General features: G+C 44.9%; 1 protein-coding gene. It reads left to right on the forward strand.

Translation table 11 applies throughout. The features are described from left to right. Positions 1–45: 45 nt before the first annotated feature. A partial coding sequence (locus GPK89_RS08490) for a virulence RhuM family protein (RefSeq protein WP_215692451.1) occupies positions 46–602 on the forward strand: 557 nt, incomplete at its 3' end.

The raw sequence follows: 602 nt of genomic DNA on the forward strand, positions 1-602 counted from the left end.
CATGATATACTATTCTTACATTGTACTGATGTAAGGAGAGCAGCGATGGCAGGCACAGAACGGTATGTTCGTAACAGCACAGCAGATTTTCTTGTGTTCACGAAAGATTCAGAGACAGATGGCATAGAAGTTCGCGTTCAGGATCACGAGGTCTGGCTGACGCAAAAAGGCATCGGACAACTGTTTGATGTTGACCGCAGTGTCGTTGCCAAACATCTGCGGAATATTTTTGCGGAAAATGAATTATCCGAAAGTACAACTTGTGCAAAATTTGCACAAGTTGCAGATAATGGCAAGACCTATCACTACAAATTCTACTCCCTGCCCGCCATTATTGCTGTTGGCTACCGCACCAATTCCACCCGTGCCACACAATTCCGTCAATGGGCAACCAAAGTGCTGGATACATTTACCCGGCAGGGATATGTTCTGGATAAGGATCGGCTTATTAATGGGCAAATCTTTGATGAAGATTACTTCGACCATTTGGTTTCCGAAATACAGGAAATCCGCGCCAGCGAGCGCCGCTTTTACCAGAAAATTACGGATATTTATGCTACTGCCGTAGATTACTCGGTAGACAGCAAAACGACCAAAGACTT

It is taken from the genome of Gemmiger formicilis, from assembly GCF_018784445.1.
Classification (GTDB): Bacteria; Bacillota; Clostridia; order Oscillospirales; family Ruminococcaceae; genus Gemmiger.